Origin of the sequence: Pseudomonas leptonychotis (assembly GCF_004920405.1) — a bacterium.
Lineage (GTDB): Bacteria > Pseudomonadota > Gammaproteobacteria > Pseudomonadales > Pseudomonadaceae > Aquipseudomonas > Aquipseudomonas leptonychotis.
The window spans coordinates 22,482-31,986 of sequence record NZ_RFLV01000007.1; the positions used below are offsets into that span (position 1 = coordinate 22,482).

Here is a 9,505-nt window from a genome sequence, read left to right on the forward strand (position 1 = left end):
AGCACCGGTCCCCAAGCTGGTGTATTGGACCCTCGACATCATTCAATCCTGGCCGTTGATCCTGGCCGGCTTGTTGGTATTAGGCGCGCACTTTTTGGTCGTTGGGCCTTGGTTTTTGCTCTTTATCGCAGTGACTCTATTTGCTCTTGGCTCCTATCAGCTGTATGCCAAACGCAATTTGATCAAGCAAACACTTGCGCAACACCCCAAGGCCTTTACCAGCGCTCTGGTTGCTCTGACTTATACCGATAGCCGTGGCGCGCAGGCGTTGCTGGATATGGCGATGATCAGCGAAGAGGCGCGCTTGCAAACCGCGCTCACGCGTATTGAGGATGCGGGCAATAACGTCAAAAAGCATGCTGCGCGTTCAGCCGACTTGTCGCGCTCCAGTGCGAAAATGCTCGACCAGCAACGCAGTGAAACGGATCAGTCGGCCACTGCCATCAACGAGATGGCGGCCACCATCCAGGAAGTGACACACAACGTGCAAAGCACCTCGCACGCGGCCGAGGAGGCTGATCGGCTGGCCAAACAAGGTTTACAGCTGGCCAGTGGCAGCCTCGATTCGATGCATCACATGGCCAAAGCGATGGTGGACATTGGCCAGGCGGTCAATGACCTGGCTAACTCCACTCAGTCAATCGGCAGCGTGGCGGATGTGATTACCTCGATTGCCGAACAAACCAACCTGCTGGCGCTGAACGCCGCCATCGAAGCGGCGCGGGCAGGCGAGCAAGGACGCGGCTTTGCGGTGGTCGCCGATGAGGTGCGCTCCTTGGCTTCGCGTACGCGTGAGTCGACCGAGCAGATCCATCAGATCATTTCCTCACTGCGTGCGGGGGCTGAGCGTGCGGTGGTGACGGCGGGCAAAGGCGAGGCCATTTCTAAGCAGAGCGTCGAAAGCGTGGAGTCCGTACGAACCGCATTGGATGGCATTAGCGAAGCTGTCAGCAGGATTACTGGCATGAGCCAGCAGATGGCCTCGGCGTCCGAAGAGCAAAGCCATGTGGCCGAAGACATCAGCCGGCAAATCACACAGATTGCGCAGCTGTCCGACCGCAGTGCCGAACAAGCTCACCAAGGTGCAACTATTGGCCAGGAGTTGGAAGATATGGCGGATTACCTGCATAGCCTGGCGGAGCGCTTCAACCGCTGATTGGCAATGTTGCTACATGGTTGTCGGCCCACTTCGTAAGCGAGGAGGGCCGATTTTCTATGGGTTATGGCAAACTGCGTGGCTGAGGAGAACCTGATGTCACGCCTGCAATGCCCGCGCTGTACCCGCCCCACCGAGCGCTGCTTGTGCGCCCTTATCCCGTGCTTACCGAGCCGCACACGCGTGCTGATTTTGCAGCATCCAAGTGAGGTCCGGCATGCGTTGAATACTGCGCGTCTGGCTGCACTTGGCCTGAGCAATGCGCAGCTGCTGGTGGGTGAGGTTTTTGAGGCGCTGCCGGCGCTGTTGCAACAGCCTGGGTACCGGGCATGTCTGTTGTTTCCCGGTGAACAGGTACAACCGTTGATGCCGTATGACAAGTCGTGCAGCGAGCTACCGCTGCTGTTGGTGGTACCCGATGGCACCTGGCGCAAGGCGCGCAAACTACTGCATGTGAATCCGCAGCTGGCGAACCTACCTAGAGTGGCCTTGCCGGAGGGTTTGTCATCGCGTTATCGCCTGCGTAAAGCGCCAATGCCAGGGGCGCTGTCCACCCTCGAGGCGATTGTCGCGGCGCTGAACACGATTGAGGCTCCAACCTGCTTTGATGCACTGCTTAAACCCTTTGAAGCGCTGATTGAAGGGCAAATCGAGGCCATGGGGGCGCAGACTTACCAGCGAAATCATGCTCAATCAGATACAGCGCTCTGAGGCCGTTGACGGCTATACGGTTTTTAGCGTTCGCGCATGGCTTCTGAACGCGCTTTGAGCACCGGCTTTAGCAGGTAATCGAGAACGCTTTTCTCACCGGTAATGATGTCCACGGTCGCGACCATGCCAGGAATGATCAGCAGCGGGTGCTCTACGCTGCCCAAATGGCTTTGATTGGTGCGCACCTGGATCAGGTAAAAGCTGTTGCCTTCTTCATCGGTAATAGTGTCGGCGCTGATCAGCTCAAGGCTGGCTTTGAGTCCGCCGTAAATGGTGTAGTCGTAGGCGGTAAACTTGACCATGGCTTTTTGCCCTGGGTGAAGAAAGGCGACATCTTGCGGCCGTACCTTGGCTTCAATCAGCAGGCTGTCGTCCAGCGGGACAATTTCCAGCATGTCACTGCCCGGCTGGACCACGCCACCGATGGTGTTGACCTTGAGCTGATTGATGATGCCGCGTACGGGCGAGACCACGGTCGTACGGCTGACGCGATCATCAATGGCGACGCTGCTGGCGGTTATTTTCTTCAGCTCGGTGCGGATTTCATTGAGCTCCTTGAAGGCGTCAGAGCGAAAGCTCAGTTCTGATTCCTCCACCTTGCTTTTGATTTCATCCATCGCCGACTCGGCCCTGGGGATGGCTAGGTTGGTGGCGTCCAGCGAACCGCGTATTTCTACCAGGCTGCGGCGCAGGCGGAGGATTTCCACTTGGGAAATTGCACCCGTGGCCACCAGAGGTTGCGACATATTCAGTTCTTGCTGCAGCAGACCCATGCTTGAGCGGTACTGCTGGGATTTAGCGCGAAACTCAGCCAGCTCCTGGGTTTTTTGACGCAATTGTTCGCCCAAGGTGCGCTGTTCGCTCTGTAGGCGATTTTGACGAGACTGATAAAGCGCCAACTCATCTTCGGCCAATTGAGGGGCCAGCCGCAGAATATCTGCCGGCATTTTGATGGGGCGGCCTTCTGCTTCTGCAGTCAGGCGCTCCACGCGAGCGACCAAGGCCAGACGGTCGGCCTCTGCCTCACCGCGATTAGAGAGAAAGCGCGTGTCATCCAGGCGCAGCAGTACGGCGCCTTTCTCGACGATCTGTCCTTCGCGCACAAATATCTCGCTGACAATACCGCCTTCCAGGTTTTGGATGACCTGAATTTTGCTTGAGGGAATGGCTTTGCCTTCACCGGTGGTGACTTCTTCCAGCACGGCAAAATTGGCCCAGATCAGGGCCACGATCAGGCATGCACTGACCACCCACACGGTGATACGGGTGAACCAGGGCGAGTCTTCGAGAATCGCTCCGTCGACTTCCGGCATAAACTCGGTGTCCTGCTTGCGCTGGCGCATGCTGGCGAAGTAATCACGAATTGAGTGGCTTATGTGCATGAGCATTCCTATACCGCTGCGGGGCCAACTCGACCTTTGCGTAGCGCTTCAATTACCGCTTCTTTAGGCCCATCGGCGACAATATGGCCGTTGTCCAGCACTACCAGGCGATCAACCAGGCTGAGCATGGAGGCGCGGTGCGTGATTAGCAGCATGGTTTTGCCTTGTGCCCAGGTCTGCAGGCGGTTACGCAGGATTTCCTCGCTGGTGTTGTCCATTGCGCTGGTGGGCTCATCCAGCAGCAGAATCGGAGGGTCGAGTAACAGGGCGCGGGCCAACAATACGGCTTGACGCTGACCACCTGAAAGCAGTTGGCCGCGCTCACCCACGGGGCGGTCGAAGCCCTGTGGGTGTTGCCGGGCCAGGTCGACAACGCCGGTCAGCTCGGCCACTTCCAGCATGCGTGCATCGCTGACATAGCGCGCCCCCAGCGTTAGGTTGTCGCGTAGGCTGCCAGCCAGCAGCGGTAGGTCATGGGCGACATAACCAATTTGATGGCGCAAATCGGCCACATCGAGCTGGCGCAGGTCGAGGTTGTCCAGCAAGATTTGTCCTTTGTCCGGGCTGTAAAACGCCATTACCAAGCGCGCTAACGTGCTCTTGCCTGAGCCGCTACGGCCAATGATGCCGACGCGTTCTCCGGCCGTAAGGCGCAAGCTCACGGCAGCAAGCGCTGGGGTGCTTTGCCCGGGATAGCTAAAGGTGGCGTCGCGAATATCCAAAGCGCCATGCAGTTGTGTGCGGTCCAGTGGACGCTGTTTGGCCTGGCGTTCCTGAGGTAGGGCCATCAGCGCGTCGGTGCTGGTCATGGTTAAACGCGCCTGTTGGTAGCGGGTAATCAGCCCTGCAATTTGCCCAAGTGGCGCGAGAATACGGCTGCCCAGCATGTAGCACGCCACCAGTGCACCGACACTGAGTTGGCCGGCGATGATGATGTAGACCCCCGCCACAATGGTGGCCATGCCGGCGAACTGCTGTAGAAATAGGGTGCCGTTGGTGGCGATGGCTGCGAGTGAGCGAGCATGTATATCCAGGCGGGTAAGGGCACCGTGGGTTTTTTCCCATTGGTGTTGGCGCTCACTTTCCGCGCTGCAGGCTTTAAGGGTTTCCAGTCCACCGAGGGTCTCAATTAATAGAGCTTGGCGCTGCGAGGCCAATTGCAGGCTTTTTTCCACGGTATCGCGCAGACGCGCTTGGATGATAAAGGCGAACAGCGCGGTAAGCGGGAAGGCCAGCAAGGGGATGACCACCAGCCAGCCGCCGATCAGCCAGATCACCGTAATCATCAGGAATGAGAAGGGCAGGTCAATGAGGCTGGTGAGGGTAACGGCGGTGAGAAACTCACGCAGCCCCTGGAAGTCGTGAATGCTCTGGGCAAAGCCTCCGATGGTGGCCGGGCGGGCTTTCATTGACATCCCGGTGATGCGCTCGAACAGCGTGGCCGACAACACCACATCGGTTTTCTTACCTGCGGTGTCGAGTAAATGCGCACGCAGTATTTTCAGCAATAACTCGAAACCCATGCCGATGAATAAACCAATGGCCAATACCCAGAGCGTCGAGGTGGCTTGGTTAGGGACCACGCGGTCATAGGTCTGCATCACAAACAGCGGCACCATCAAGCCAAGCAGGTTGATCAGCAGGCTGGCGAGGATGGCATCCGTATACAACCAGCGCGACAGCTTGAGGGTGTCGCGAAACCAGGCTTCTATGCGAGGAACAAGGGGGGAGCGTGCTTCTTCCAACTCATGGCGCGGGCGTGCAAAGAAAGCTTGGCCACTGTACTCGGCTGCTAACTGCTCACGGTTAATCCACTGTTCGCCGCCATCGGCTTCGCAGGGCAGTATTTGCGCTTGGTTTTTGGGTCCCCATTGGCGCAGCACAGCGCTACGGCCGTTTTTCAACAGCAGCAGTACTGGAAGGTTAAGGGCTGAAATGCTGGCTAAATCGCGTTGTAGCAAACGTCCTTGCAAGCCTGCCCGCGCCGCAGCGCGGGGGAGTAACTCGGCGGTTAGGCGCTGCTCAGGTAACGGCAGCCCTGCACTCAAGCTGCCACGGCTGGCAGAACAATCGTGAAGTTTGCAAAGAATCAACAAGCCATCAAGTAGCGGATCGTCATGATTAAGACGCGGATCGCTGGATGGCCCTGGCCGCTCCATGGTGGTCAAGGTCTACTACTCCTTATGCCGGTTTACTTCATTGCCGGCAGACGCGCCTCGCTCTTCACTTCTGAAAGGGCTACGGCTTCTGCAGGTACTACCACTTGTTGCTGACGCAACAAATCGCCCATCGCTGCGGTTACCCGATACATGGAGAACTCTTCGCTAAAGCGTACTTCGGTGTAGCGGCGGTTGGCTGTGAATAGCTCGTTTTCACTGTCGAGCAGGTCAAGCAGAGAGCGTTGTCCCAACCCGAACTGTTGTTGGTAGGCTTGGCGAACCCGTGAGGTGTAGTCCGCGTAATCCCGTGCTTTGGGTGTTTGTAGTCGGGCGTTTTCCATGGCGTTCCAGGCCAGTGACAGGTTCTCATTGAGCACGCGAAGGGCGTTGTTACGGATGTCCATTGACTCATTGATTTGATGGGCAGTTGACTGCAGGAGTGCCTTGTCGCGCATGCCGTTGAACAGGTTGTAATTCATTACTATGGCCGCACGCCAACCGTTGTTGTGGCCTTCATCCCCTTGGGTGTTGTTGTCGGCATTGGTTGCCAGTTCAAGGTCCACGCGTGGATAGAAGGTTGATTTGGCAACCTCATATTGCTTCTCGGCCGCTTGCACATCGGACTGTGCTGATTTTAGGAAAGGGTTGTTATCCATCACGGTTTGCCGGGCCTCTGCAAGGCTCTCAGGCAATGTGCCTTTCAAGGAGGCCGGCGACTCTAGCTCGTCAGGCATGCGGCCAACGGCACTGAAAAAGTTGGCCTCAGCATCGGCCAGGTTTACCTGTTCGGTATAAAGGTTGTTCTCTGCCAAGGCCAAGCGCGCCTCGGATTGGTCAAGGTCAGCTGTACTGCCTACACCTTGCTCGCTACGCAGGCCTATCTGGTCATTGATGCGTAGATGCGTCTGTAAATTGTTGCGCGCCAGCTCGACCATTTCGCGGCGCATTAGTAAGTCGAGGTACACCTCGGTGGTGCGCAGAGCCAGGCTTTCAGAGGTGCCCAGCAGACGATAGGCTCGTGAATTCACCACGGCTTTGGTGCGCGCCACCTCATTAGGCGTATTGAAACCATCAAACAACATTTGCCGTAACCGTAGCTCGGAAGTGCCGTAATTAAGTGTCTCGCTGTTGTGGTTGCCTAACGCTCGGGTGCTAGGGCTGTCGGTGTTTTGCCGGCCATAGCCCATCAGTAAGTCGACGGTTGGCAGGTAGCCGCCCTTGGCAATCTTGACCTCTTCATCCGATGAAAGGCGGCTGTTGGCCCCTGCATGAATTTCCGGGTGGTTATCCAGCGTGCTCTGGATAGCCTCCGATAAGGAGATGCCTTGTGCTTGGGTGCAGACCGCAGCCAGCACGATACTGCTCCATAAAGGGTTGAGTGCGCGCATCAGATAACTCTCCTTTTAGATTGTGTTAATCCAGTCGCCAAAAAAATGGCTATTTGTTCCAGTGGATTACTGTCAGCTTGTAACATCACAGCTAAGAACACTTTTAAGCGTAGCTAAGAAAAAATTGTTACAAGCCCTATAAGAAAAAAATCTTATGCAGTCTGAGAAAACCAGCACATTGTTTTCATTCAGAAGTCGTGCGTTTTGTGCCCTTCAGTGGCGTGCACGGCTAAAACAGATGGTCAGATGCAAATAAGGGCGGGATCTTTCTGGTGTGGTGAGCGACGCGGGTCAGGGTGACAGTTTTTTGTCGTTTTTGTTTTTGAGTGTGACGTCGTTGAAATCAGCCAGTGCTTTTGTTCTCTCCGTGAAGGGTGTCTAGACCTTTTTTGGCATACGTGTCGGCGGTGGTCGGCAGTTGTAGTGAGGATGGAATCATGGCTACTTTGATTGGTGTCGTCAGCCAAGTTATCGGCGAAGTCTATGCAGTAGCTGGCGACGGAACGCGTCGTCCACTCAGTGAAGGCGATCGAGTTTTTGCGGGGGAGCAAATCGTTACCGGTGCCGCTGGTTCTATTGCGGTTGCCATGAGCAATGGGCAGCAGCTCACCCTGGGCCGCGACAGCAGCCTGAACCTTAACGAGCAAATGCTCGCCAGCAGTTCTAACCCACAATCACCGACTGCAGAGACGCCTGCGACTTTACCGAGCGATGGCGATCTGACTGATGTGGAAAAACTGCAAGCCGCTATTGAGGCTGGCGTCGACCCGACGCTCGAAGGTGAAGCAACCGCTGCTGGCCCAGGTGCCGGTGGGGCGGGCGGTGCTGGTGGCGTGGGTGGGGGGCATTCCTTTGTATTGCTGGGTGAAACGGGCGGCGCACTCGATCCAATCATTGGCTTTCCAACCGAAGGCTTGAATAACGGGCCTGAGTTTCCCGACCCTGAGGCTGCTGCGGCAGATGACGCACCGGCGGCTCCGGATTTCACTCCAGACATAGACGTTGAATACGAAGACGGCAGCGGCACCTTGATTGCGGGCCCTGCAATTGTAGATGAGGAAGGGCTGGCCAATGGAAGTAACGCCGCTAGTAATTCTGAGCAGGCCAGAGGCACCATCATTATCAATTCACCTGATGGTGTGTCTGCGCTCGAAGTTCAGGATGTTAACGGCAATTGGATCAATGTTACGGGTGGTGCTGTAGTTCAAGGGCAGTACGGCATTCTCACTGTGGATGCGGCTGGCAATTGGACTTACACCCTTACCAGTAACACGCTCAATCACACCAACCCCAATGCAACAGGAGCTGCCGATCAGGTCGGCGAACGCTTCCCTGTCAGGATGTTCGATCTCGACGGCGACGTATCACCTACTGTGTTTATTGACGTTCTCGTGAATGACGATGGTCCAGAAGCAAGACTCAGTGAACAGGCAGGTGAACTGGGTGCTGTGGGCGTAGATGAAAGCCTGGCGAGCCTGGGCGGCGCCTATGCCGATGGTGTTGCCTCGGCCGTGCTGAGCGCCGCGGTGGTGCAAGCGCAGTTTAATAGCGTGTTTGGTGCAGACGGTGCAGCAGCCGGTGATGCCGGCACGGTGTACAGCTTGGCGCTTAGCGGTGCCAATGTACCGAGTGGTTTGTTTGCGGTGGACGCGAGCGCGCCGCTGGGCAAAGGCGAGCAGATCGTCCTCAACCAAGTGGGCAACGTGGTCACCGGCAGCGCCGGTGGCGTTGCGTATTTCACCCTGACCATCAACCCGGTTACCGGCGCGGTGACCCTGGGGCTGCTGGACAATATCTGGCACGCGGACACCAGCAGTGCGGATGACAGCCAGCTGCTGAGCTTGGCTGAAGGCGCGCTGCTGCTGACCCAGACCGTGACCGACGGTGATGGTGACAGCGACAGTGTCTCGATTGATCTGGGCGCCGCCGGTGCCTTTAGCTTTGAAGATGATGGCCCCCGTGCACAGCTCAGTGAGCAGTCCGAAGGGCTGGGTCGTGTATTTGTCGATGAAAGCCTGGCGAGCCTGGGCGGCGCCTATGCCGATGGTGTTGCCTCGGCCGTGCTGAGCGCTGCGGTGGTGCAAGCGCAGTTTAATAGCGTGTTTGGTGCAGACGGTGCAGCAGCCGGTGATGCCGGCACGGTGTACAGCTTGGCGCTTAGCGGTGCTGATGTACCGAGTGGTTTGTTTGCGGTGGACGCGAGCGCGCCGCTGGGTAAGGGCGAGCAGATCGTCCTCAACCAAGTGGGCAATGTGGTCACCGGCAGCGCCGGTGGCGTTGCGTATTTCACCCTGACCATCAACCCGGTTACCGGTGCGGTGACCCTGGGGCTGCTGGACAATATCTGGCACGCGGACACCAGCAGTGCGGATGACAGCCAGCTGCTGAGCTTGGCTGAAGGCGCGCTGCTGCTGACCCAAACCGTGACCGACGGTGATGGCGACAGCGACAGTGTCTCGATTGACCTGGGCGCCGCCGGTGCCTTTAGCTTCGAAGATGACGGCCCTCGTGCACAGCTCAGTGAGGAGTCCGAAGGGCTGGGCCGTGTATTGGTCGATGAAAGCCTGGCGAGCCTGGGCGGTGCCTATGCCGATGGTGTTGCCTCGGCGGTGCTGAGCGCTGCGGTGGTGCAAGCGCAGTTTAATAGCGTGTTTGGTGCAGACGGTGCAGCAGCCGGTGATGCCGGCACGGTGTACAGCTTGGCGCTTA

5 protein-coding genes and 1 pseudogene are annotated in these 9,505 nt (G+C 57.3%); 3 read left to right on the forward strand and 3 right to left on the reverse strand.

Features of this window, described 5'->3' with window-relative positions; genetic code table 11:
- Positions 1-187: 187 nt before the first annotated feature.
- Both D8779_RS21205 and D8779_RS20190 read left to right on the forward strand, forming a co-directional pair.
- Positions 188-1,156: pseudogene (locus D8779_RS21205) on the forward strand (methyl-accepting chemotaxis protein); the annotation flags it as partial.
- A gap of 96 nt (positions 1,157-1,252) precedes the next feature.
- Positions 1,253-1,867 (forward strand): tRNA-uridine aminocarboxypropyltransferase, encoded by a 615-nt coding sequence (locus D8779_RS20190; RefSeq protein ID WP_136666410.1) that lies wholly within the window; start codon positions 1,253-1,255, stop codon positions 1,865-1,867.
- Positions 1,868-1,890: 23 nt separating this feature from the next.
- Here the strand turns inward: D8779_RS20190 and D8779_RS20195 are convergent, their stop codons facing one another.
- From D8779_RS20195 to D8779_RS20205, 3 genes are read right to left on the reverse strand one after another with little or no spacing between them, the layout of a single operon-like run.
- Positions 1,891-3,249: an HlyD family type I secretion periplasmic adaptor subunit gene (locus D8779_RS20195; protein WP_136666411.1), complete on the reverse strand. Its 1,359-nt coding sequence runs from the start codon at positions 3,247-3,249 to the stop codon at positions 1,891-1,893.
- A gap of 8 nt (positions 3,250-3,257) precedes the next feature.
- A complete protein-coding gene (locus D8779_RS20200; RefSeq protein ID WP_136666416.1) occupies positions 3,258-5,408 on the reverse strand; it encodes a type I secretion system permease/ATPase in 2,151 nt (716 codons plus the stop codon).
- Between the two features lie 32 nt (positions 5,409-5,440).
- Entirely contained in the window at positions 5,441-6,796 is a 1,356-nt protein-coding gene (locus tag D8779_RS20205; protein ID WP_136666412.1) for a TolC family outer membrane protein, read from the reverse strand.
- 437 nt (positions 6,797-7,233) lie between these two features.
- Between D8779_RS20205 and D8779_RS20210 the strand changes: the two genes are divergently transcribed.
- Positions 7,234-9,505 (forward strand): retention module-containing protein (locus D8779_RS20210; protein WP_136666413.1); only part of this gene is annotated, 2,272 nt, incomplete at its 3' end.